The sequence below is a fragment of the Aquifex sp. genome (genome assembly GCF_056494385.1).
In genome coordinates this window covers 1-21300 of sequence record NZ_JBSLZM010000089.1, presented here as the reverse complement: position 1 = coordinate 21300, position 21300 = coordinate 1, and the positions used below count along the sequence as shown (strand labels likewise).

General features: G+C 44.6%; 24 protein-coding genes and 1 tRNA gene. 19 read left to right on the top strand and 6 right to left on the bottom strand.

The annotated features are described in order from the left end of the window. The first annotated feature begins 247 nt into the window (after positions 1–247). Genes ACWB1W_RS06990 through uvrA form a run of 6 tightly spaced genes read left to right on the top strand, consistent with a single transcriptional unit; the run spans position 248 to position 7118 of the window. Positions 248–1243 carry a 3-dehydroquinate synthase II gene (locus ACWB1W_RS06990; protein WP_479370660.1) on the top strand — a complete coding sequence of 332 codons (996 nt, stop codon included), beginning with the start codon at positions 248–250 and terminating at the stop codon, positions 1241–1243. Beyond that, positions 1240–1497: a hypothetical protein gene (locus ACWB1W_RS06985; RefSeq protein WP_479370659.1), complete on the top strand. Its 258-nt coding sequence runs from the start codon at positions 1240–1242 to the stop codon at positions 1495–1497. The genes ACWB1W_RS06990 and ACWB1W_RS06985 overlap by 4 nt, the downstream gene beginning before the upstream one ends. Next, positions 1466–2185, top strand: coding sequence for a flagellar type III secretion system pore protein FliP (fliP, locus tag ACWB1W_RS06980; RefSeq protein ID WP_479370658.1), 720 nt, complete (start codon positions 1466–1468; stop codon positions 2183–2185). The genes ACWB1W_RS06985 and fliP overlap by 32 nt, the downstream gene beginning before the upstream one ends. 9 nt (positions 2186–2194) lie before the next feature. Then, complete coding sequence (locus tag ACWB1W_RS06975) at positions 2195–3655, top strand: menaquinone biosynthesis decarboxylase (RefSeq protein ID WP_479370657.1); 1461 nt, start codon at positions 2195–2197, stop codon at positions 3653–3655. Continuing rightward, on the top strand, positions 3631–4326 hold the full coding sequence (gene radC / locus ACWB1W_RS06970) for a RadC family protein (protein WP_479370656.1): 696 nt from the start codon (positions 3631–3633) through the stop codon (positions 4324–4326). Before ACWB1W_RS06975 ends, radC begins: the two co-directional genes overlap by 25 nt. A gap of 11 nt (positions 4327–4337) precedes the next feature. Continuing rightward, a complete protein-coding gene (gene uvrA / locus ACWB1W_RS06965; protein ID WP_479370655.1) occupies positions 4338–7118 on the top strand; it encodes an excinuclease ABC subunit UvrA in 2781 nt (926 codons plus the stop codon). Here the strand turns inward: uvrA and ACWB1W_RS06960 are convergent. Then, positions 7115–8125, bottom strand: coding sequence for a GGDEF domain-containing protein (locus ACWB1W_RS06960; protein WP_479370654.1), 1011 nt, complete (start codon positions 8123–8125; stop codon positions 7115–7117). The genes uvrA and ACWB1W_RS06960 overlap by 4 nt on opposite strands. A 14-nt stretch (positions 8126–8139) precedes the next feature. After that, the gene (gene trmFO / locus ACWB1W_RS06955; RefSeq protein WP_479370653.1) at positions 8140–9474 is read right to left on the bottom strand and encodes an FADH(2)-oxidizing methylenetetrahydrofolate--tRNA-(uracil(54)-C(5))-methyltransferase TrmFO; all 1335 of its coding nucleotides are present in this window, start codon (positions 9472–9474) and stop codon (positions 8140–8142) included. 13 nt (positions 9475–9487) lie between these two features. Between trmFO and ACWB1W_RS06950 the strand changes: the two genes are divergently transcribed. The 9 genes from ACWB1W_RS06950 to ACWB1W_RS06910 all read left to right on the top strand — a co-directional run bounded on the left by ACWB1W_RS06950 (position 9488) and on the right by ACWB1W_RS06910 (position 15408). Then, on the top strand, positions 9488–10279 hold the full coding sequence (locus ACWB1W_RS06950; RefSeq protein ID WP_479370661.1) for a citryl-CoA lyase: 792 nt from the start codon (positions 9488–9490) through the stop codon (positions 10277–10279). Next, positions 10276–10767: a TlpA family protein disulfide reductase gene (locus ACWB1W_RS06945; RefSeq protein WP_479370652.1), complete on the top strand. Its 492-nt coding sequence runs from the start codon at positions 10276–10278 to the stop codon at positions 10765–10767. The genes ACWB1W_RS06950 and ACWB1W_RS06945 overlap by 4 nt, the downstream gene beginning before the upstream one ends. 18 nt (positions 10768–10785) lie before the next feature. Next, positions 10786–11010 carry a hypothetical protein gene (locus tag ACWB1W_RS06940; RefSeq protein WP_479370651.1) on the top strand — a complete coding sequence of 75 codons (225 nt, stop codon included), beginning with the start codon at positions 10786–10788 and terminating at the stop codon, positions 11008–11010. Then, positions 10982–11878 (top strand): COX15/CtaA family protein, encoded by an 897-nt coding sequence (locus ACWB1W_RS06935; RefSeq protein ID WP_479370650.1) that lies wholly within the window; start codon positions 10982–10984, stop codon positions 11876–11878. The genes ACWB1W_RS06940 and ACWB1W_RS06935 overlap by 29 nt, the downstream gene beginning before the upstream one ends. Further along, positions 11875–12753, top strand: a complete 879-nt coding sequence (gene cyoE, locus ACWB1W_RS06930) for a heme o synthase (RefSeq protein ID WP_479370649.1) — start codon at positions 11875–11877, stop codon at positions 12751–12753. Before ACWB1W_RS06935 ends, cyoE begins: the two co-directional genes overlap by 4 nt. A gap of 2 nt (positions 12754–12755) precedes the next feature. Continuing rightward, positions 12756–14027 carry a cbb3-type cytochrome c oxidase subunit I gene (locus ACWB1W_RS06925; protein WP_479370648.1) on the top strand — a complete coding sequence of 424 codons (1272 nt, stop codon included), beginning with the start codon at positions 12756–12758 and terminating at the stop codon, positions 14025–14027. An 89-nt stretch (positions 14028–14116) separates the two neighbouring features. Continuing rightward, entirely contained in the window at positions 14117–14515 is a 399-nt protein-coding gene (locus ACWB1W_RS06920) for a DUF420 domain-containing protein (RefSeq protein ID WP_479370647.1), read from the top strand. Positions 14516–14530: 15 nt separating this feature from the next. Beyond that, the gene (locus tag ACWB1W_RS06915; RefSeq protein WP_479370646.1) at positions 14531–15007 is read left to right on the top strand and encodes an OmpH/Skp family outer membrane protein; all 477 of its coding nucleotides are present in this window, start codon (positions 14531–14533) and stop codon (positions 15005–15007) included. Then, positions 15004–15408, top strand: a complete 405-nt coding sequence (locus ACWB1W_RS06910) for an NUDIX hydrolase (RefSeq protein WP_479370645.1) — start codon at positions 15004–15006, stop codon at positions 15406–15408. Before ACWB1W_RS06915 ends, ACWB1W_RS06910 begins: the two co-directional genes overlap by 4 nt. Here ACWB1W_RS06910 and ACWB1W_RS06905 read toward each other — a convergent pair. Next, positions 15398–16537, bottom strand: a complete 1140-nt coding sequence (locus ACWB1W_RS06905; RefSeq protein WP_479370644.1) for an NAD(P)H-dependent flavin oxidoreductase — start codon at positions 16535–16537, stop codon at positions 15398–15400. The two genes, ACWB1W_RS06910 and ACWB1W_RS06905, sit on opposite strands and share 11 nt — an antisense overlap. Positions 16538–16576: 39 nt before the next feature. On the opposite strand from ACWB1W_RS06905, the gene folK reads away from it, so the two are divergent. Both folK and ACWB1W_RS06895 read left to right on the top strand, forming a co-directional pair. Further along, complete coding sequence (folK, locus tag ACWB1W_RS06900) at positions 16577–17056, top strand: 2-amino-4-hydroxy-6-hydroxymethyldihydropteridine diphosphokinase (protein WP_479370643.1); 480 nt, start codon at positions 16577–16579, stop codon at positions 17054–17056. Continuing rightward, positions 17053–18405, top strand: coding sequence for a sigma-54-dependent transcriptional regulator (locus ACWB1W_RS06895; protein WP_479370642.1), 1353 nt, complete (start codon positions 17053–17055; stop codon positions 18403–18405). The genes folK and ACWB1W_RS06895 overlap by 4 nt, the downstream gene beginning before the upstream one ends. Here ACWB1W_RS06895 and ACWB1W_RS06890 read toward each other — a convergent pair. After that, positions 18370–19059, bottom strand: a complete 690-nt coding sequence (locus ACWB1W_RS06890; RefSeq protein ID WP_479370641.1) for an RsmE family RNA methyltransferase — start codon at positions 19057–19059, stop codon at positions 18370–18372. The genes ACWB1W_RS06895 and ACWB1W_RS06890 overlap by 36 nt on opposite strands. 15 nt (positions 19060–19074) lie before the next feature. On the opposite strand from ACWB1W_RS06890, the gene proC reads away from it, so the two are divergent. Continuing rightward, positions 19075–19854, top strand: a complete 780-nt coding sequence (gene proC / locus ACWB1W_RS06885) for a pyrroline-5-carboxylate reductase (RefSeq protein ID WP_479370640.1) — start codon at positions 19075–19077, stop codon at positions 19852–19854. Further along, complete coding sequence (pgeF, locus tag ACWB1W_RS06880) at positions 19812–20423, top strand: peptidoglycan editing factor PgeF (protein ID WP_479370639.1); 612 nt, start codon at positions 19812–19814, stop codon at positions 20421–20423. The genes proC and pgeF overlap by 43 nt, the downstream gene beginning before the upstream one ends. Here pgeF and ACWB1W_RS06875 read toward each other — a convergent pair. Both ACWB1W_RS06875 and queA read right to left on the bottom strand, forming a co-directional pair. Next, positions 20424–20511 (bottom strand) — tRNA-Leu (locus tag ACWB1W_RS06875). It abuts the gene before it with no gap. Positions 20512–20550: 39 nt separating this feature from the next. Next, positions 20551–21300, bottom strand: a 750-nt coding sequence (gene queA / locus ACWB1W_RS06870; protein ID WP_479370638.1) for a tRNA preQ1(34) S-adenosylmethionine ribosyltransferase-isomerase QueA, incomplete at its 5' end; no start/stop codon positions are given.

The window sequence follows — 21300 nt, the reverse complement described above, 5'->3', positions numbered from 1 at the left end:
TCAAAGATGAGGGGCTTCCCGCTTCAACGAGGGCTTAGCCCTCTCCACGGGCGTTACTTCCCCGCGGTCCACGGGTAGGGCAGACATTAAGAGGTCTACCAGCCCTTTTAATTTAACTAAAAATATTTACGGGTCGCAGGGAGTTTTTCTCCCTGCAGTTATTCCCCTTCTGAATTAATTTTATAATGACTTTCAAAAAATTCAAGACCTTTGGACGCCATGGCGTAGTTTTCTGTAAAATAATAGCATGAAGGAATTCTGGGTATGGATAGAACCCTTTGACAGGAAACTCGTTTCCGTAGCCCTTGAAGCAGGAGCGACCGCAGTAGTGATTCCCGAAAAGGGAATGGTTGAGGAGGCGAAAAAGGCGGGAAGGATAACGGTTATATCTCCCGACGGAGACCTTAAGCTGGGAGAGGATGCAGTTTATGTTCTTATAAAGGGTAAGGAGGACGAAGAGAGGGCGGCAAAGTATCCGCCGAACGTTAAGGTAATAGTCGAAACAACCGACTGGACAGTAATTCCCCTTGAAAACTTAATAGCCCAAAGGGAAGAGCTCTACGCCGTAGTTAAGAATGCCCAGGAGGCCGAGGTTGCACTCCAGACACTTGAAAAGGGCGTCAAGGGGGTGGTTCTAAAGTCAAGGGATGTAAACGAGATTAAGAAAGTTGGTCAGATAGTAGGAGAACAAGGGGAAAAGCTTGAGCTCGTAAAGGTTAAGATAACGAGAATTCTACCCCTCGGTCTTGGGGATAGGGTTTGCGTTGATACCGTATCGCTCCTTCACAGAGGTGAGGGAATGCTCGTCGGAAACTCCTCGGGAGGCATGTTCCTCGTTCATGCTGAGACGGAGGAAAACCCCTACGTTGCGGCAAGACCCTTTAGAGTTAACGCAGGAGCGGTTCATATGTATATAAGGGTCCCCAACAACAGGACAAAGTATTTATGTGAACTGGAAGCGGGGGATAAGGTTATGGTATACGACTACAAGGGAAGGGGAAGGGTAACGTATGTGGGCAGGGCTAAGGTTGAGAGAAGACCCATGATACTGATTGAGGGAAGGTATGAGAACAAAAAGCTCAGCTGTATACTCCAGAACGCGGAAACCATAAGGCTGACCAGACCGGACGGAACACCCGTATCGGTCTCGGAATTGAAGGAGGGAGACGAGGTTCTCGGATACGTTGAAGAAGCGGGAAGACACTTCGGTATGAAGGTAGAAGAAACGATAATAGAAAAGTGATAGAGTATCTCCTGAAAAGCTTCTTACTTCTCCTTATCCTTCTTCCCCTTATCTATATATTCCTCAACTATCTTTTCAGAAGAAATCTTATAAAGCTTTCGGGGAAAAATATAAAGGTTGAAGAGATAGTTCCCCTTTCAAGGGAGGTTTTCGTAGCAAGTCTTAAGATAAAGGAGAAAAGGTTCTTTATAATTTTCGGTCCGAAATTCGCTAAAGTTTTGCATGAGGAGAGTGTTACCGATAATCCTTCTTAACGTTTCCCTTTTACTTGCCCAGATACCGCCCATTGAGGTAAAAGTGGGAGGTGGAAACTTAGCGGATACGATAAGACTCTTAATATTTTTAACCGTTCTAAGCTTAGTTCCGTCTATTCTCATAATGTTTACATCCTTCACGAGAATAGTCGTCGTTCTTTCACTGCTTCGCCAAGCCATAGGAACACCCCAGATTCCTCCCAACCCCGTTATTATATCTCTTTCCCTGTTTTTAACCTTTTTCATAATGAAACCAACGATAGACAAAATTAACAACCAGGCTTTTAAGCCTTACATAAAAAAAGAGATAAGCGATGAGGAGTTTTTCAAAAGAACCGAGCGTTATATAAGGGAGTTCATGCTGAGACATACGAGAAAAGAAACCCTTGAGGCCTTTTTAAGTGTGGCTAAAATTTCCAAGGAAAAGTTAAAATCCACCGAGGATATACCCACACGTGTTCTAATACCCGCCTTTATGGTGAGTGAGCTAAAGACAGCCTTTGAAATTGTATTTCTCATCTATATACCTTTCTTAATAATAGATATAGTTGTCGCTTCCATACTTATATCAATGGGGATAATAATGATTCCCCCTCAGCTCATTTCTTTACCATTCAAGATTATGCTCTTTGTCCTCGCAAACGGTTGGGAGCTTATAATCCTTTCCTTAGTCAGAAGTTATCATTAAAATACTCCTATGGGGTACCCCTACAGAGACCTACACGACTTTATAAAAGCTCTTGAAAAGGAAAGGGAGCTCGTAAGAATAAAGGAACCCCTTTCCCCTATTCTTGAGATAACGGAAGTTACCGACAGAGTTTGTAAGATGCCTGGAGGTGGGAAAGCCTTATTTTTTGAAAATCCGCAGGGGTACGATATTCCCGTAATAACGAACCTTTACGGTTCCGAAAAGAGGATAAAGATGGCCCTCGGATACGAAAACCTTGAGGATATCGGCTGGAAACTCTACAGGATACTGAAGCCCGAAATCCCTAAAACCTTCCTTGAAAAGCTAAAAAAACTACCAGAGCTAAAGAAACTGAACGACGCAATACCCAAGCTTGTAAAGAAGGGAAAGGTTCAGGAAGAAGTTATAATGGGAGATATAAACCTGGAGGAACTCCCTATACTGAAGTGTTGGCCAAAAGACGGGGGAAGGTTCATAACCTTCGGTCAAGTTATAACAAAGGACCCGGAAAGCGGTATAAGAAACGTAGGACTCTACAGACTTCAGGTTCTTGATAAGGATAAACTTGCCCTCCACTGGCAGATACATAAGGACGGAAACCACCACTACTGGAAGGCAAAGAGACTCGGAAAAAAGCTTGATGTTGCTATAGCAATTGGAGGAGAACCCCCACTTCCTTATGTTGCTTCCGCCCCCCTTCCTCCCGAGGTTGACGAGTACTTATTTGCAGGCATAATAATGGAGAAACCCGTTGAGCTCGTAAAGGGTCTTACAGTTGACCTTGCGTATCCCGCAAATGCGGAAATAGTTATTGAGGGATACGTAGACCCGGAAGACCCGTTGGTTGACGAGGGACCCTTTGGAGACCATACGGGCTTTTACACACCTGTTGATAAATATCCCATGATGCATGTAAAAGCCATAGTTATGAGAAAGGATCCTTACTACCTTACGACCATAGTAGGGAGACCTCCTCAGGAGGATAAATACCTCGGATGGGCAACGGAGAGGATATTCCTCCCACTAATAAAGTTTAACCTGCCGGAAGTCGTTGATTACCACCTGCCCGCGGAGGGATGTTTTCACAACTTCTGTTTTGTCTCAATAAAGAAGAGGTATCCCGGACACGCCTTTAAGGTTGCATACGCCCTCCTCGGATTGGGACTTATGTCCCTTGAAAAGCACATAGTTGTTTTTGACGACTGGGTAAACGTTCAGGACTTAGGAGAAGTTCTTTGGGCTTGGGGGAACAACGTTGATCCCCAGAGGGACGTTTTGATGCTCAAGGGGCCCATAGATGTGCTTGACCACTCTACCAACGAGGTAGGATTCGGTGGTAAGATGATTATTGACGCAACCACCAAGTGGAAGGAGGAGGGATACACAAGAGAATGGCCAGAAGTAATAGAAATGAGCCCCGAAGTAAAGAAAAAGATAGACGAGATATGGGAAAGGCTCGGGATAGAGTGAGTTACACCTACCGCTCCATAAAGGACATTCCCGAAGAGTTAAGACCCAGGGAAAAACTCCTCAGGCTGGGAGCGGAATTCCTTTCGGATGAGGAGCTCCTTGCGGTTATCTTAGGCTCCGGAACTAGGGGGCACGATGTTCTATCTCTATCTAAGGAGTTGTTAGAGATGGGCTGGGAAGAGCTTGAGAAGAAAGACATTTCAGAGCTCCTTAACGTTAAAGGGCTTGGTCTTGTAAAAGCCTTGCAGGTTAAGGCATTAATTGAGCTCTCAAAAAGAATAAACAAAAGAAAAAAGGGAGTTTCAATAAGGAACCCTAAGGAAGCGGTTAACTTTCTCAAAGACAAACTAAACGAAAGAAAGGAAACACTTATAGCCCTTTATCTGGACCTCAGCAACAGGCTTCTTGACTACGAGGTCGTTGCCCTCGGGAACGGAAACACTTTAATAGCAAAACCGAAAGATATCTTATTCAGAGCGGTAAAGCTTTCTGCAAACGGTATAATAATAGCCCACAACCACCCGCAAGGGGAAGCAAAACCTTCAAATGAAGATATAAACTTCACCGAAAGGTTAATAAAAGCCTGTAAAATCCTCGGTTTTGAGCTACTTGACCACATAATCCTTTCGGAGGAAGATTACTTTTCCTTCAGGGAGGAGGGAATTATTTAAATTCAAATCTTATGGACAGGATTATCGTAAGGGGTGCGAAACAGCACAACCTGAAAAACGTAGACGTAGAAATACCCAAGAATAAACTCGTGGTGATAACGGGTCCTTCCGGTTCCGGGAAGTCTTCCCTCGCTTTTGACACAATTTACGCGGAAGGTCAAAGGAGATATGTGGAGAGCCTTTCTTCTTATGCGAGGCAGTTTTTAGGGGTTATGGAAAAACCCGAGGTTGAGAGCATAGAAGGGTTGTCCCCTGCAATAGCCATAGACCAGAAGACTACCTCAAAAAACCCACGTTCAACGGTTGGAACGGTAACCGAGATTTACGACTACCTTAGGGTTTTATGGGCTAACATAGGGAAACCCCACTGTCCCCACTGCGGAAGACTGCTTTCCGGACTTTCTGCCCACGAGATACTTGAGAAAATTGTTGAAAAATATAGGGGAAAAAGGGTTATGGTCCTCTCACCCCTCGTAAGGGGTAAAAAGGGAGAGTTTAAGGAGCTCTTCAAACAGATAGAGCACATGGGATACTCCCGTGTAAAGGTTGACGGAGAGCTCGTAAGGGTCATAGAAGTTCCCCAACTTGAGAAAAATAAAAAGCACACGATAGAACTCGTTGTTGACAGGTTAAGAGTTGAAGAAGATGAAAGGCCGAGACTCCTTGAAGCCCTGGAAAAAGCGCTTGAGCTCTCAAACGGTCTCGTAAAGATTGAAGACGTTGAAGAGGGAAACGAGGAGCTTTTCAGCGAGAAGATGGTTTGCCCGGAGCACGGCTTCACCATTCCAGAGCTCTCTCCGAGACTTTTTTCCTTTAACTCACCTTATGGTGCGTGTCCCGCTTGTAAGGGGCTGGGAGTCAAGTGGGAGGTAGACCCGGCACTCTTGATAGACCCCGAAAAGCCGGCGGTAAAGGCCATAAGGATAACAGATAGCGGACTCTTCGGTTATCTAAAGTTCCCCGTGGGAAACCTGATTAGAAGACTCGGATACGACCCGAGGACGCCATGGAACAAACTTCCGGAGAGCGTAAGAACCGCTGTTCTTTACGGAAGTGAAAACCTCGGGTTTGAAGGTGTCATAAGACACCTTGAGAGAAGATTCCTTGAAGAGGAAAGTGAAAGAGTAAGGGAAGAGATAGAGGAATACATAGTCGAGAAACCGTGTCCCGTTTGTGAGGGTGCAAGGCTCAGGAAGGAGGCTCTATCCGTTCTTATAGAAGGAAAGAGCATATGGGACGTCGTCCGTATGCCCGCAGGAAAGGCTAAGGAGTTCTTTGAAAAGCTTGAAAAGAAGCTTGAAGGAAAAGAGAGGATAATCGCGGATAGATTACTGAAGGAGATTGTTGAAAGGCTGGGCTTTCTGGTAAACGTAGGTCTTGACTACCTCTCTCTATCAAGGAGTGCTACAACCCTATCGGGTGGAGAGATGCAAAGAATTAGACTTGCCACCCAGCTCGGTTCTAAACTTTCGGGAGTTCTCTACGTTCTTGATGAGCCTTCAATAGGTCTTCATCCCAGGGATACGAATAAACTCATAAATACACTCAAAGGTTTGAGGGATCTCGGAAATACCGTTATAGTCGTTGAACACGACCCCGAAACTATTGAGTCGGCGGATTACGTGATAGAGCTCGGTCCAGGAGCCGGAAAAAACGGGGGATACATAGTCGCACAGGGAAGCGTTGAGGAAATTAAAGAAAACCCCAATTCACTTACGGGAGCATACCTCAGCGGAAGGAAGGAGATACCCGTTCCCGAGGAGAGAAAGAAGCCCGGGGATAAGTTCATAAGAATTGTCGGGGCAAGGGAACATAACTTAAAGAACATTACCGTTGAGATTCCCCTGGGGCTGTTTGTGTGCATAACGGGTGTCTCGGGGAGCGGAAAGTCTACCTTGATATACGATATTCTTTACAAATACGCTAAAAACTACTTCTACGGAACCCACGAGCAGGTTGGAAAAGTTGAAAGAATCGAAGGGCTTGAACACATAGACAGGGTTATAAATGTGGACCAATCCCCCATAGGAAGAACTCCGAGGAGCAATCCCGCAACTTATACAAAAGTCTTTGACCTAATAAGAACCCTTTTTGCCCAAACGCCGGAGGCGAGGGCAAGGGGATACAAACCGGGAAGGTTTTCCTTTAACGTTAAAGGGGGAAGGTGCGAGGCCTGTCAGGGAGAGGGTGTTATAAAGGTAGAGATGCATTTTCTGCCTCCCGTTTACGTTACCTGTGAGGTGTGTAAGGGAAAACGCTACAACAGGGAGACCCTTGAGATAAAGTATAAGGGGAAAAGTATAGCGGACGTTCTTGAGATGACCGTTGACGAGGCCTATGAGTTCTTTGAGAACCATCCGCCCATAAGGAGAAGGCTTCAGGTTTTAAAAGACGTAGGTCTCGGATACATAAAGTTGGGACAGCCGGCTCCCACACTATCGGGAGGTGAAGCCCAAAGGATAAAGCTGGCAAGAGAGCTTTCCAAAAAAGACACGGGGAGAACGTTATACCTCCTTGATGAACCGACAACCGGTTTACATATGGACGACATTAATAAACTCATAAAAGTTTTAAGAAAGCTTGTAGAAAAGGGAAATACAGTAGTCGTTATAGAGCACAACCTTGACGTTATAAAGTGTGCAGACTGGGTTATAGACCTCGGTCCAGAAGGAGGAGAAAGAGGAGGTAGGATTGTTGCCGTAGGGACTCCCGAGGATATAGCAAACAATCCCAACTCTTACACGGGAAAATTCCTGAAGAAATACCTGAAGGCTAAGGAGATGGTAGCTTAATAAGCTATTCTGTCTTCTCTTTTCTTTGCTTCGTATAGTTTTTCGTCAACCTTCTTTAGTATCTCATTAATGTCCTTAAAGCTTTCGTTTACCTCAATAACTCCAAAACTTGCGGATATCCTAAGCTCTTTATCATCACACCTGAACACGTGGTTTTCTATTGCGTTTCTAAGTCTCTTTGCGACCTTAAGAGCGTTCTCAAGCTTTATCCCCGGAAGTATGATGAGAAACTCGTCCCCTCCGTATCTCCCAACGGCGTCTTTAGCCCTAAGGTATTTCCTCAGAATCTCCCCGATCTCTTTAAGGATACAGTCTCCGACGGGATGGCCGTGTTTATCGTTAATCTGTTTAAACTCGTTCAGGTCCATCATTATTACAGAGAAAGGGTATCCGTAATTCTTAAAGTCCCTTAAAAAGTCGCTGAGGGCTTTTTCTATTGACCTTCTGTTCTTCAAGCCGGTAAGGTAGTCTATAAAAGCCTGTGCCTTTAAGGTTTCAAGCTCTTTCTTAAGTCTTTCTGCCTGTTTTTGTTTTTCTCTGAGCTCGTTTATCAACTCTTGGTTTGTTTTTCTTAGCTCCGAAAGCTCCTTCAGTATGCTTCTGAGGAGCTCGGTATTTACACCTTCCGACTTCTTTTCTATCCTCTCTTCATGCTTTTTAAACTTTACGTCATATCCCTTAACGGTTTCTATGTATTCGTATATTACGTGGTGAACCTCCGATAAAAGTCTTTCAAGCTCCACGGATAGCCTGAGGTCTATTTTTGCTTCTTTAAATATCTTGTAATAAAGGTCTATGAGTTCGTTAACCGAAGGTTCTATTTTGTTTTCAACAACGTAACAAAAAACGAAAAACCACTTTGTGTAGTTGTTCGGGGTGGGGAATATTTCTTGCTCTACGAAGAAATTAAACATCTTCTTTATTATCTCTTTTAAGTTTCTTTTATCCTCTTCGGTTAATTCTTCCCCTCTTTTTATCTTCTCATATACCCCGCATTTAAATTCCATTTATTGAAATTCTATCAAATCCTTACTAACTCACCTTTAAGGAGCTCATGTTCTTTTATCCACTCCTCCATTTTCTTTAGTGCTCTCCGGGCCATAAGTTCCTTTCTTTTTTTCTTATCCTTTACCTTCTTCTCGAGGGGAGGAAGCAGTCCGAAAACGGGGTTCATAGGCTGGAGCTCACCTTCCTTTGTGGTTATATACTTCACGAGTGCCCCGAGCATTGTTTCCTCGGGAGCTTTAACGGGTTTTTCTCCCCTTGCGAGCCTTCCCGCGTTTATGCCTGCAAGGATACCGGTAGCTGAGGATGCAACGTATCCCTCAACACCCGTAATCTGACCTGCAAAGAATACATTCTCCTTCTTCTTGAGGTTTAAGAAGGGAGTTAAAACCTTGTTTGATTGGATGAAGGTGTTCCTGTGCATGGAACCGAGCCTTACGAAAACCGCATTTCTTAAACAGGGTATTAGTCTGAAAACCCTCTTTTGCTCCTTATAAGTGAGTTTCGTCTGAAAGCCCACGAGGGACAGAAGCGTCCCTTCCTTGTTCTCCTTTCTTAGCTGAACAACAGCAAAAGGCTGTTTACCCGTTCTCGGGTCTATTAAGCCGACGGGTCTCATAGGGCCGAAAAGGAGAGTTTTGTATCCTCTTTCCGCCATTTCTTCTATCGGAAGGCAACCCTCAAAATGAACTGCTTTTTCAAAGTCCTTCGGTTGAACCTTCTCCGCCTTTAGAAGCTCTTCGTAAAAGACTTTATACTCCTCTTCTGTAAGAACACAGTTGAAGTAATCCTCACCTCCCTTCCCGTATCTTGAACCCCAGAAACCTTTTGAGAAGTCTACACTGTCCGCCTCAACTATCGGAGCTATAGCATCGTAAAAGTATAGTGTGTCGTATCCTACGAGCTCTTTTATCTTTTCCGAAAGTGCGTCGGAGGTTAAAGGCCCCGTTGCTATTATTACGATTTCATCCTCGGGAATTTCTTTAACTTCCTCCCTTACAACGGTTATGTTGGGATGGCTTTCTATCTTCTCTGTTATGTATTCGGAAAATATCTTTCTATCAACACCCAAAGCTCCGCCCGCGGGAACTCTCGCAACCTGAGCTGCTTCAACAACAAGGGAACCGAGCATCTTCATTTCCGCCTTCAGGAGTCCCGCTCCGGTGGTAAGCTCAAGTCCTCCGAGAGTGTTACTGCACACGAGTTCCGCAAGGTTTCCGGTCTTGTGGGCCGGGGTCATCTTTTTAGGCCTCATCTCGTAGAGGATTACCCTGTGTCCTTCGTTTGCGAGTCTACAGGCCGCTTCCGAGCCCGCAAGCCCTCCTCCGATTACTATAACCTTCTCCTTCATATCCGAATTTAATATAATCTTTCCTATGGCTGAGAAGAAGTGGAGAACCGCAATATCAACCCATGTTAACCACGAGCCCTACGTGAGGGGATACAGACTCCTTGACCTTGTAGGTAACCTTACCTTCTCCGAGGCTATATACCTGCTCCTTAAAGGGGAACTTCCCTCTGAAGCGGAAGCCAAGATGATGGACGCCATATTCGTATCGGTTATAGAACACAGTATAGCTCCTCCCTCGGTCATAGCTACAAGGGCGGTAATAAGCGGTGGAAACTCCCTGAACGTTGGTGTGGGTGCGGGAGTCCTCGCCTTCGGAAGTGCCCACGGGGGAGCCCTTGAAGATGCTATGAAGTTTATGCAGGAAGGGGTAAAGAGTAAAAGACCCGTTGAGGAGATAGTAAAGGAGTATTTATCCCAGAAAAAGCCTATTCCCGGATACGGACACAGGTATTATAAGGAGTTTGACCCGAGAACGAGAAGACTATTTGAACTTGCGGAAAAATACGGCTTTTGTAAAGAGCACTGTGAGTTTGCAAAAAGGGTTGAAGAAGAAATATACAAGCAGAAGGGTAAGAGAATAGTCCTCAACGTTGACGGTGCTATAGCCGCCATTACCTCGGATATGGGTTTTGACTGGAGACTCGGTAAGGGTTTCTTCATTATAGGAAGGGTTCCCGGACTCGTGGCTCACGCCTATGAGGAACTCACTCAGGAAAAACCCTTCTCAAAGAGGCTTTCCGAAGAGGAGTACGAGTATATCGGTGTTGAACCGAGGGAACTTCCGGAGGATAGGAAAAAGGTATGAGACGCCTCATTCCTCCCCTTCTTGCCCTGATACTCTTCGGACTTCTCGTTTACATAGGTATACAACAGGATAGACACGGATACTCCGAAGTTGTGAATAAACCCGTTCCCGATATAACCCTTGAAACACCTGATGGTAAAAAGGTAAACTTCAGGGATTTTAAGGGAAAAGTGGTTCTTATAAACTTCTGGGCTACGTGGTGTCCACCTTGTAAAGAGGAGCTGGCTCTCTTTAAGGAGGTTTACAAAAAGTATAGGGATAAAGGCTTTGAGATAATAGCCATAAATACGGACCCAGAAAACCTGAAAGACTTTCTCAAAGAGTATAAGCTTCTCTTTATAGTCGTGGTCGCAAATGACGAAGCACTTAATTACTTCAATCCTCAAGGGCTTCCGACCTCTTACCTCGTAAACAGGGATGGAGTTATCGTGAAAAAGAGACTCGGCATCTACAGGGAACTGGAGAAGGACATAAAGGATTTACTCTAATGGTATATTGTTAAAATTATGAGTGAAGGCTTTAAGAAGTATCTTATAGCTCTCATATTCTTGGGAATAGCCCTTCTTTCCATGACATACACGGTTTACAACTACCTAAAGTATCCTGAAAACAGGGAAAGGTTCCTGGAGAGGCTTAAAAACGCAAGAACTACGAACCTTTTCCATGAAATGAGGGAGATGAGGCTTAAAAAAGGAGGAGAGAATGAATCAGGTTCAGGTGTTGAGAAGTAGTCCTTTAAAAACCCTCGTCCTCCTTTCGGTAGTTCTTACCTATATTCTTATGGTTTTCGGTGGTATAGTGACATCAACGGGTTCGGGGCTCGGTTGTCCGGACTGGCCCCTCTGCCACGGGCAACTCTTACCCTTCCAACTAAAAGAAGAGATACCTACCCCTCCTGCTCCCGTTGTAGCACCCACACCCCTTCAGCCCTGGATAGAACAGACCCACCGTATACTCGGCGGTATAACGGGGATAGTCTTACTCACGACGCTTTTCTACGCTTTTAAGAGGGGAACATCCTTCGTAAAGAAGGCTCTCGTGTTTATATTTCTGGCTCTCGTTCTTGAGGCACTCCTCGGTATGAGGGTTGTTGTAACGGAGGCTCCCCTTCTTAGGGAACTCCTTGACTATGTTTACACAACCTCTCACCTCATACTCTCGGTTTTCATACTCTCAACGATAACTATTACTTATTACTACGTCAAGTATTTCGGAGAAAGGCTTGAAGAAAGAATTCCTTACTCGGAAGCACTATACATCGCGGTTATGTTCCAGATACTTCTCGGCATATTCGTGAGATACGTAAAGGCACTGGAATACAACCAGTTCGTTTACTACCTTCACATAACCTACGCGGGATTTCTTGTCATTCTCTCCCTATTCATAATGTTTAAGAAGCTAAACAGTGAAAGCGTTATAACTTTTATCCTTATGGTAGCACAAATACTCGCGGGAGTTGCCACAGTTGTATCGGGCTTCTTCCTTCCTTATCTCTTCTTACATATAGCGATAGGTTTCCTTATAGTGGCCTGGGTTTCTTACCTTGTTGCTCCTTCCGTATTAAAAACTTACGCCGAGTTTAGAGGTGTTGTCCAATGAGTGAGAGAGTGGAAACTTACCAGGGAACCCTTAAGGACTACTTAGCCCTTACAAAGCCGGGAATAGTTTCCCTTGTTCTCATAACCACACTCGGGGGAATGTATCTCGGCTCAAGGGGAAACCTTGACCCCGAGCTCGTTTTTTGGACCTTAATGGGAACGGGTCTTGCGGCGGCGGGCTCTGCGGTTCTCAATATGGTTATAGATAAGGACATAGACCGCCTTATGGAGAGAACCGCGGATAGGCCTATCCCGAGAGGTGCGGTAAACCCCTTAAAGGCTCTGCTTTTCGGGATAGTTCTACAGGTTCTTTCCTTCACAATTATGCTAACTTTCGTAGGTGTGATGCCCACCCTGCTCGTAGCCCTTGCTTCTTTCTCCTATGTCGTCCTTTACTCGCTCCTCTTAAAGAGAAAAAGTCCCCTCGCCACCGAGATAGGGGGAATATCCGGAGCGCTCCCTCCCGTCATAGGCTACGTTTCCGCTTCCGGCTCAATAGATGTTAACGCCGTTGCTCTGTTCCTCCTTATGTTCCTCTGGCAACCTCCTCACTTCTGGGTCCTTGCACTAAAATATAGAGAGGACTACAAAAAAGCCGGAATTCCGACCCTTCCCGTGGCAAGGGGTGTTTTCATAACGAAGCTGAAAACTCTTTTATACACCGCTTCACTCTTTCCGGTTAGCCTTATCCCTTATCTCACGGGTATGGTAGGAGAGTTTTACTTTATAACGGCGATTGTTATGAACCTCGTTTACTTGGGTCTTACCCTAAAGTTCTTCTTCTCAAAGAAAGAGGAAAGTATGAGGTTATTTTTCTTCTCCATTATCTACCTTGCGGTTCTTTTTGGAATGATGATTGTTGACATGGTGAGGTAGTTATGCTCTGGTTTTACCTGTTTATCGTTTCAATAGCTTTAGGGGGCTTTTTTGCCCTACTTGTTGCAATTGCAAGAACACCTGGTCTGGCCGATTTCTTTCCTCCTGAGTATTTTTATCACGCACTTGTGGGACACGTTGATTCCGCACTCATAATAGGTCTTTACGCCTTTCTCATTTTTCTGTGGCACAGGATTTTTAAGAAGGAGGATAACCCTCTTTTCTTCCTTCCCGGGGCCTTAGGGTTCTTCCTTATAGTTGTAGTCTCCGCTTTGGGACTCGGACAAGCTCTCTGGAACAACTACGTTCCCACGGTTATACATCCCCTCTTCTTTGTAGGTGTTTCTCTTTTTCTTCTGTCCGTTTTCCTTAACGCTCTTAGATTTTCAAAAGAAGCCATTAAAAACTTTTACGTGGGGTCTACACTTGAGTCTGTTCTCTCAACAACGGTGATAAACTCCCTTCTCTTTCCCTTAACGCTTGCAGTTTCTTACATAGTAACTTCACGGGAGTTAAATCCCCACCAGTATTACGAGGCGCTTTTCTGGTTTCCGGGGCACATACACCAGTTCGTAAACGCGGGAATTCTTCTCTCCCTGTGGTTTCTCTTGCTGGATGAAAGAGTTATAGACCTCAGGTTCTTAAATACGCTTCTCTTAACCTTCCCGGGTGTTTACTTCCTGGCTCAGTTTTTTATGGACCCCCTCGGTGAAGGCGGCAGGGTATTAACAAAGTGGGGTTATGCGGTTGGTATAGGCCTTCCTACGATTTCTTACGGAGCTATTATACTCTCCAAATCCCTGAGAAAGAGGGATTTCTACAGGCTGGGACTTTCCCTTTCCGTGTTTATATACTTCGTGGGGGCATTGATGGGCTATCTAATCGTAGGTATGGATACGCGTGTTCCCGCTCACTACCACGGAGTTATAGCGAGCATACTTGTGGCCGTTATGGTCTTTACCCTGAAACTTTTTGAAGACTTCGGTTACGTAAACAAACTCGGAAGGTTTACTAAGAGTATTCCCTTCCTTTACGGTTTCGGGATGCTTATGTTCGTCGCCGGACTCTTCTGGGCGGGTGTTTTCGGAGCTCCTAGAAAAACCCCCGGAACGGAATACATACACAATATTAAGGTTTACCTCTTTATGATACTCATGGGAGTTGGGTCAATACTTTCGGTCATCGGAGGGGCTTCTTTTGTTCTTTTTGTTCTGAAAAGCCTTTTATGGAGAGTAAGGAATGAGAAAGAGGGAAGAGAGGGAGAAGAGGTTTAATATAGTTGTGGGTGTAATTCTCGCACTCCTTGCAATTATGACTTATATTGTGGTCTTCCTTGCGGTTTATCTGTTAAAATAAGCTAACCATGTATGAGATATTAACCTGGCTAAGTCTTATAACGATAGGCCTAAGTGGTTTGTTAATACTAACGGGTCTTTTTCTCATAAAAACAGGAAGAAGAGAGCTCCATAAGAAAGCGATGCTTACCGCATCATTCTTAGCACTCATATTCGTAATTCTCTACCTTGTGAAATTCTCTCTCTTTCCCCCGAAAAAATACACGGGGGAGTATAGGACTCTTTACTACTTTGTTCTTTGGTCCCATACAATTTTAGCCATAATAAACTTCCCTCTTGCGGTCTACACCGTTTACTTGGGTTTTAAAGGACTTTACGACAAACACAGGAAGATAGCACCCATAACCGCGGTTGTTTGGATATACGTCGCGGTAACGGGATGGATGATATACTTTTTCTTAAACTGAGTAAAGGGGGTAGTTATGAAAAAATTTTTTCTTTCCTTCGCACTTGCAGGGGGTTTTATTTTTGCTCTTGATATTGCCTGTGTTGATACAAACAAGATAATAAGGGAGTCCAAGTTCATAGCAAAGACCCAGCAAGAGTTTAAAAGGGATGTAGAGAAGTACCAAAGGGAGATAGAAAGTAAGCAGAAAAAACTTCAAGAGCTTAAAAAGAAGGCGGAAAGCGGTATAATCTCCGAAAAGGCTAAGAAGAAAACGATGGAGGAGATTGAAAGACTTGAAGAGGAATTAAGAAAACTTCAGGTTGAAGCTCAAACGAAGCTTTCAAAAAAGAAATCCCAGCTTGAGCAGATGATTTTTGACAAGGTTATAGCTATTGTTGAGAAAAAGGCAAAAACGAAAGGTCTGAAGGCCGTATTTGACTGTAACATGCTCCTTTACAAAGATGAAGGGATAGATATAACCGACGAGATACTTAAAGAGCTTGATAAATGAGGAGGGAGTTCTCTGCGGGTGGAGTTCTTTTTAAGAACAACGAGGTTCTTCTCATAAAAAACCCTTCGGGTGTTTGGAGCTTTCCTAAGGGAAACATAGAGAAGGGCGAAACCCCGGAAGAGGCTGCGCTCAGGGAGGTTTACGAGGAGACGAACGTAAAAGGTGAGATATTAGCTTACATAGGGGAGATACACTACTGGTATAGACTGAAAGGGGAGAGGGTCTTTAAAACCGTTAAGTATTACCTTATGAGATACGTGTCGGGAGAACCGAAACCTTCGTGGGAAGTAAAGGATGCGAAGTTTTTCCCCGTTGAAGCTGCAAAAAAATTGTTAAAGTACAAGGGAGACAGGAGTATATTTGAGAAAGCTCTAAAGATGAAGGAAGAGCTCAAACTTTAACAGCTTTTTCTTCTATTTTTTCAAGGGTGTGGTCTTTCCTTCTTCCGGTAAGTATTTCTATCAACTCTTTAACCGATATAATACCCTGATACTTAAGTAGGTGTCCGTTTGCACCGCTTATAAATATACCCTCTTCGTAATCTCCGAGCCAAGCAAGACCCAGCCTGTCCGCTATGCAGAAACCTACCTTTTTTGCCTCTTCCCCTTTGTTACAAGGAACTACACAGTGGGATACACACCCGTTCCACCCGTTAAAGCCGTTAAGGAGCTTCTCTATGAACGGTGTTCTTATTACCCTGAGCGGGTATCCTACTGGGGACTTGAAAAGCATTATATCGTCCTTTTCAAGGTTCGTAACGAGCTCCTTGTAAATCTGGGGTGCATCGCACTCGTGTGTGGCGATAAACCTCGTTGCCATCTGAACACCGGCTGCACCCATCTCTATGAACTTCTTAATATCGTGATAGCTCCAAACACCGCCGGCAACGATTACGGGTATATCTCCCCACCTCTTGGCTTCCTGAAGAACCGAGGGAAGAAGGTTCTCAAGTTGGTTTTCGGGTTTAAAGCAGTCTTCGTATTTAAAACCCTGGTGTCCTCCCGATTTAGGACCTTCAAGGACAACAGCATCGGGAAGCCTGTTATACCTTTTCTTCCAAGTTCTGCAAATAATGTTAAGAGCCCTTGCGGAAGAAACTATCGGGACTAGAGCTACATCGTATCCCTCAACGTATTCGGGAAGCTTAAGGGGAAGGCCTGCTCCGGAAATAATTAGGTCTGCTCCGGCTTCAGCCGCATCCCTCGCAACCCTACCGTAGTCGGTAATCGCTGCGAGTATGTTTACACCTATCGCACCCTTTCCCTTTGATATTTCCTTAGCGTCTTTAATTATCTTCTTCAGTGCCTCAGGGTGATGTGTGTTTATAGAACCTATAGGTCTTCCGAACTTATCTCTTTTTACGAGGTGGGGATGTCTGTATCCCGTTCCCACGGCGGAGACGACACCGATCGCACCCTCGCGGGCAACGTGCCCTGCCAGGTTTTCCCACGATATACCGACACCCATTCCACCCTGAATTATGGGAATTTCAACTTCGATCCTTCCTATCTTTAACTTAGGTAAGTCCATGCTAACTACTCCTTAAAGAACTTTAAATATAATATAGACGTGAAAGCTTATTTAGGAATAGGAAGCAACGTAGGAGACAGGCTATCCTTCATACTGAAATCCATTGAGGAGATAAAGAAAATCGGAAAAATTGTAAAGTTCTCAACCGTTTACGAAAGCAAAGCGTGGGGTGTAGAGGAACAACCTCCCTTTCTCAATCTCGTTCTGAGCGTGGATACTAAGCTTCCCCCGACGGATCTTCTGCTCAAACTAAAGGGTATAGAAAAAAAACTCGGAAGAAAGGAGAGATACAAATGGGGACCCCGTGAGATAGATATAGACATACTACTTTACGGAAGAGAGGTTATAAACTCAAAGCTCCTCCAAGTTCCCCACCCTTTTCTCCTTGATAGGGACTTCTTCTTATACCCTTTACTTGAGATAGAACCCAATATAGCTCACCCCTTTACGGGTAAACCTTTAAGGGAATATAGACCTCCGAATACCCTAAAACCCTTCTGTTGTATCTTAAAAGTATGAACAAATATGTCCTCATAATTGACGACGAAGAAGGTATAGTGAGCACTCTCAGGGGGATTCTTGAAGATGAAGGTTTTAAAACGGAAAGTGCAAAAACCTTAAAGGAAGCCAAAGAAAAGATTAAAAAGTTTCTTTACCCCGTCATAGTCCTTGATGTCTGGATGCCCGACGGAGACGGAGTTGAGTTCATTGAGTTTATAAAGGAAAACTCTCCCGACAGCGTAGTTATAGTAATAACGGGACACGGCAACGTGGAAACAGCAGTTAGGGCTATTAAGAAAGGTGCTTACGAGTTCCTTGAGAAACCCTTTTCAATGGAGAGATTCCTCCTTACCGTAAAACACGCCTTTGAAAATTACGAATCTTCAAGGATTTTTGCTGAAGAGGTAGAGTTTATAGGAAATCACCCGAAAATTCTTGAGATAAAGAGGTTAATTCCGAGGGTAGCTAAAAGCAACGTTCCCGTCCTCATAACGGGAGAGAGCGGGACGGGAAAGGAAGTAGTGGCAAGACTTATACACAAATACTCCGGTAGAAAGGGAGCTTTTATTGATATAAACTGTGCAGCAATCCCCGATGAGCTTGCCGAGAGTGAGCTTTTCGGGCACGAAAGGGGAGCTTTTACGGGAGCCTTAACGAGAAAGAAGGGAAAAGTTGAGCTTGCGGACGGAGGAACCCTGTTTCTTGACGAGATAGGAGAGCTTGACCCGAAGGTTCAGCCCAAATTCCTGAGATTTCTTGAAACAAAAAGCTTCACGAGACTCGGGGGAACGCAGAAAATCCTCGTAGATACCCGTATACTCTGTGCAACAAATAAGAACCTTGAAGAAGAAATAAGGAAGGGGAGATTCAGGGAGGATTTATACTACAGGATTTCCGTAATAACAATCCACCTTCCGCCCTTGAGAGAAAGGGGAGAGGATATAGTTCTCCTTGCGGAACACTTTTTAAGGAGGTTCGCAAGGGAATATAAGAAAGACTGCTTCGAGCTGAGCGAAGAGGCAAAGGAGTTTCTTCTTTCAAGACCTTGGAGGGGAAACGTAAGGGAGCTTAAAAACCTCATAGAGAGGGCCGTTATTCTGTGTGATGGTGAGGTTATAAAACCCGAGGACCTGGGGTTTAAAGAGCAGGATTACGAGAACCTTGAACGCTTGTTCAAAATAAAGAGCCTCAAGGAAGCAAAAAAAACTTTTGAGAAACTCTTTATAGAAAGAAGGCTGAGAGAGAACAACTACGACATTAAGGCGACCGCGAGGTCCTTGAGTCTTGACCTATCAAGCTTATACAGAAAGATTAAGTCCCTCGGTATAACGTTAGCAGTTAATGAGAATGGAAAGAATGCAAAGTGATGCGGTTTCCGTTCTAAGAGTATAAGGTTCTAGGAGGATGGACTTAAAACCCTTTTCCCTTAAGATATCTCCTTCCCTTCTTGAAAATCCACCTTCAGGCCCGACAACCACCCCGAAATCCCTTGAGGATAGACTTAAATCTCTTACCTTTATACCCTGGGTAAAGTTATCAAGGAGTATGTTTTCCTCGTGAGCGGGGTTTATATCGGTAAGATATACGGGTTCATCAATTATCAAGGGGTGAGCTCTTCCCGACTGTTTCATAGCTTCCCTAACAATCCTCTCCCATTTTTCCTTTCGCTTTAATACCGTTTCCTTTTTTCTGAAACTTCTTTCGGATATAACCGGAACAAGTCTGTAGAGACCAAGCTCCGTGGACTGTCTCACTATTAGGTCCATAGTTCTTAACTCAACCGTTACACACTGGTAAAGGGTTACCTTTTTTTCGGGAATTTTTACGGGAAGCTCTTCAAGGACTTCACAAACGACCTCCTTCTTATCAACCTTTAGAGCTTTACACAAATATCTCTTTCCGTTGTAAATAACGCCGAAGGATTCGTTCTTCTCTATTCTCCTAACCCTAAAGTGTCTTGCCTCTTCTTCCTTAAGGATTAGTTTGTTCCCAAGCATTTCCTCTGCGATGAAGAAGTGCATGCTAATATCTTAACTATGCGCGTGGGTATAGTTGGTTTCGGAAATATGGGGCAGGCCTTCGCAACCTGCCTTATGAAGAAAGTGGGGAGGGAAAACATAACCGTGACAGACATCCTTCCCGAAAAGAGAAGCCTTGCGGTTGAGATGGGTCTGGCCTTTGCAACCGATGTTAAGTTCCTTGCGGATACCTCGGACATAGTGATAGTTGCGGTAAAGCCAAAAGACTCACTTAAGGTTCTTGATAAGTTAAAGGACTACAGGGGCATAATTCTGAGCATAATGGCGGGGGTAAGTTTAGAGGACATAGAAAACGTTGTAGGGAAAGATAAGAAGATAGTCAGGGTAATGCCAAATATAGCGGTCGCTGTAGGAAGCGGAGCTATGGCCATAACAGACAACGGAAATCTGAGTGAAGATGAAAGGAGTAAAGTTGAGGAACTTCTCCTTTCTTGCGGTTCGCTATACAAGTTGGAGGAGGGCTTATTTGACCCGTTTACGGCACTCGCCGGTAGCTCACCTGCTTACGTATTTCAGTTTATAGACGGACTCGCTCTAGGAGGAGTTCTCCTCGGATTTCCTTACGAACAAGCTTTGAAGATAGTTCTTGATACCGTTAAGGGTTGTGCGAACCTCTTGAGGGAAACGGGAGAGAACCCGAACACATTAACAACAAAGGTAACCTCACCCGGGGGAACAACAATAGAAGGTTTAAAACACTTAGAAAAGGAAGGATTTAAAGGTATCCTTATGGAATGTCTGGAGAAAACTTCCCAAAAGGCGAAGAAACTCAAGTAATACTTGAACTCAGGATAAAGAACGCAATAGTTCGTTTAAGCAGGGAAGAAAAAAATGTATACCTCCCCGTTCAGAAGCACACGGGCGAAGTTATAAAGATTGTTAGTCCTGAAAAACCTGCGGTTGGCGATGCAGTTATAACAAACCTAAGGAACTATCCCATCGGGGTGAAAACCGCGGATTGTGTTCCTGTTGCACTGATAGGGGAAAAATGGATAGGGGTAATCCACGCAGGGTGGAGGGGGTTGCACAAAGGAATTATAGAGAAAACCGTTAAACTCCTGAAAGAAGAGGATGAAGGGGATTTAACGGCGGTTGTTCTTCCCTCCGCAAAGGCTTGTTGTTACGAAGTAGGGAGCGAGTTTAAAAACTACGGATTCTACACACTTGAAATAAGAGAGGGAAAGCTTTTCTTTGATACCCAGAGGGAGGCAATCCAAAGGCTCAAAAAAAGCGGTGTAGACTCCCTTATAGTTTGGGAAAAATGCACGATTTGCTCTCCCGAGCTTCCCTCATACAGGAGAGATAAGACGAAAGATAGGGTTATTACGTCAGTCGTTCTGTTTTAGTGGTGCCGGAGGCGGGAGTCGAACCCGCACGCCCGTAAAGGGCACCGTCCCCTCAAGACGGCGCGTCTGCCAGTTCCGCCACTCCGGCTTACCTGAGAAATATATTTTACAAACTTTTCCGTGTTTTTCAAGTAATTAGCATACCGTCCCCGTAGCTGTAAAACCTGTATCTCTTCTCAACAGCCTCCCTGTAAGCTCTCAAAATAAATTCCCTTCCTGCGAAAGATGAAACGAGAATTAAGAGGGAGGATCTCGGTAGGTGAAAGTTCGTTATCATCCCGTCAATAACCTTAAACTCGTATCCAGGGTATATGTATAGGTCTGTCCATCCCTCAAAGGGCTCGTAGCCCGCGGTTTCAAGGGCTCTGACGACTGTTGTTCCTACCGCTATAACCCTTCTTCCCTTTTTCTTCGTTTCCTTAATCTTCTCAATCGTTTCCCTCGGAACCTTTACGTATTCCGGGTCTACCTTGTGTTCTTCTACGTTTTCAACCTTAACGGGTTTAAAAGTTCCGTAAGAGACGTGAAGGGTTATGAATGCGAAGTTTATCCCCTTCTCTTTGAGCTTTTCCATAAGTTCTTCCGAGAAGTGGAGTGACGCTGTAGGAGATGCAACCGCACCTTCCTCTTTTGCGAAGATTGTCTGGTAGTAAACGCGGTCCAGGGGCTCCTCTTCACGCTTCAGATAGGGGGGAATGGGTATGTGTCCGTATTTATCTATGAGCTTAAGTGGATTCTCCCCGTGAAGTCTTACCTTGAACTTTCCCTCCTCTATGTGTTCAATAACCTCAACCTTAAACTCCGGAGATATTTCTATGAGAAGACCGGGCCTTATTTTCTTGCCTCCTATTAGGGCTTTCCACTCATCGGGTTTTAT

Coding starts and splice junctions, on each gene's coding strand:
- ACWB1W_RS06905 (WP_479370644.1), bottom strand. CDS start 16,537: ATGGACTTACCTAAGTTAAAGATAGGAAGGATCGAAGTTGAAATTCCC.
- pgeF (WP_479370639.1), top strand. CDS start 19,812: ATGTCTGGAGAAAACTTCCCAAAAGGCGAAGAAACTCAAGTAATACTT.
- ACWB1W_RS06890 (WP_479370641.1), bottom strand. CDS start 19,059: ATGCACTTCTTCATCGCAGAGGAAATGCTTGGGAACAAACTAATCCTT.
- radC (WP_479370656.1), top strand. CDS start 3,631: ATGGGAAAGGCTCGGGATAGAGTGAGTTACACCTACCGCTCCATAAAG.
- ACWB1W_RS06960 (WP_479370654.1), bottom strand. CDS start 8,125: ATGGAATTTAAATGCGGGGTATATGAGAAGATAAAAAGAGGGGAAGAA.
- cyoE (WP_479370649.1), top strand. CDS start 11,875: ATGAGTGAGAGAGTGGAAACTTACCAGGGAACCCTTAAGGACTACTTA.
- ACWB1W_RS06920 (WP_479370647.1), top strand. CDS start 14,117: ATGTATGAGATATTAACCTGGCTAAGTCTTATAACGATAGGCCTAAGT.
- ACWB1W_RS06945 (WP_479370652.1), top strand. CDS start 10,276: ATGAGACGCCTCATTCCTCCCCTTCTTGCCCTGATACTCTTCGGACTT.
- ACWB1W_RS06975 (WP_479370657.1), top strand. CDS start 2,195: ATGGGGTACCCCTACAGAGACCTACACGACTTTATAAAAGCTCTTGAA.
- ACWB1W_RS06895 (WP_479370642.1), top strand. CDS start 17,053: ATGAACAAATATGTCCTCATAATTGACGACGAAGAAGGTATAGTGAGC.
- ACWB1W_RS06910 (WP_479370645.1), top strand. CDS start 15,004: ATGAGGAGGGAGTTCTCTGCGGGTGGAGTTCTTTTTAAGAACAACGAG.
- proC (WP_479370640.1), top strand. CDS start 19,075: ATGCGCGTGGGTATAGTTGGTTTCGGAAATATGGGGCAGGCCTTCGCA.
- fliP (WP_479370658.1), top strand. CDS start 1,466: ATGAGGAGAGTGTTACCGATAATCCTTCTTAACGTTTCCCTTTTACTT.
- ACWB1W_RS06935 (WP_479370650.1), top strand. CDS start 10,982: ATGAATCAGGTTCAGGTGTTGAGAAGTAGTCCTTTAAAAACCCTCGTC.
- trmFO (WP_479370653.1), bottom strand. CDS start 9,474: ATGAAGGAGAAGGTTATAGTAATCGGAGGAGGGCTTGCGGGCTCGGAA.
- ACWB1W_RS06915 (WP_479370646.1), top strand. CDS start 14,531: ATGAAAAAATTTTTTCTTTCCTTCGCACTTGCAGGGGGTTTTATTTTT.
- ACWB1W_RS06925 (WP_479370648.1), top strand. CDS start 12,756: ATGCTCTGGTTTTACCTGTTTATCGTTTCAATAGCTTTAGGGGGCTTT.
- ACWB1W_RS06990 (WP_479370660.1), top strand. CDS start 248: ATGAAGGAATTCTGGGTATGGATAGAACCCTTTGACAGGAAACTCGTT.
- ACWB1W_RS06940 (WP_479370651.1), top strand. CDS start 10,786: ATGAGTGAAGGCTTTAAGAAGTATCTTATAGCTCTCATATTCTTGGGA.
- uvrA (WP_479370655.1), top strand. CDS start 4,338: ATGGACAGGATTATCGTAAGGGGTGCGAAACAGCACAACCTGAAAAAC.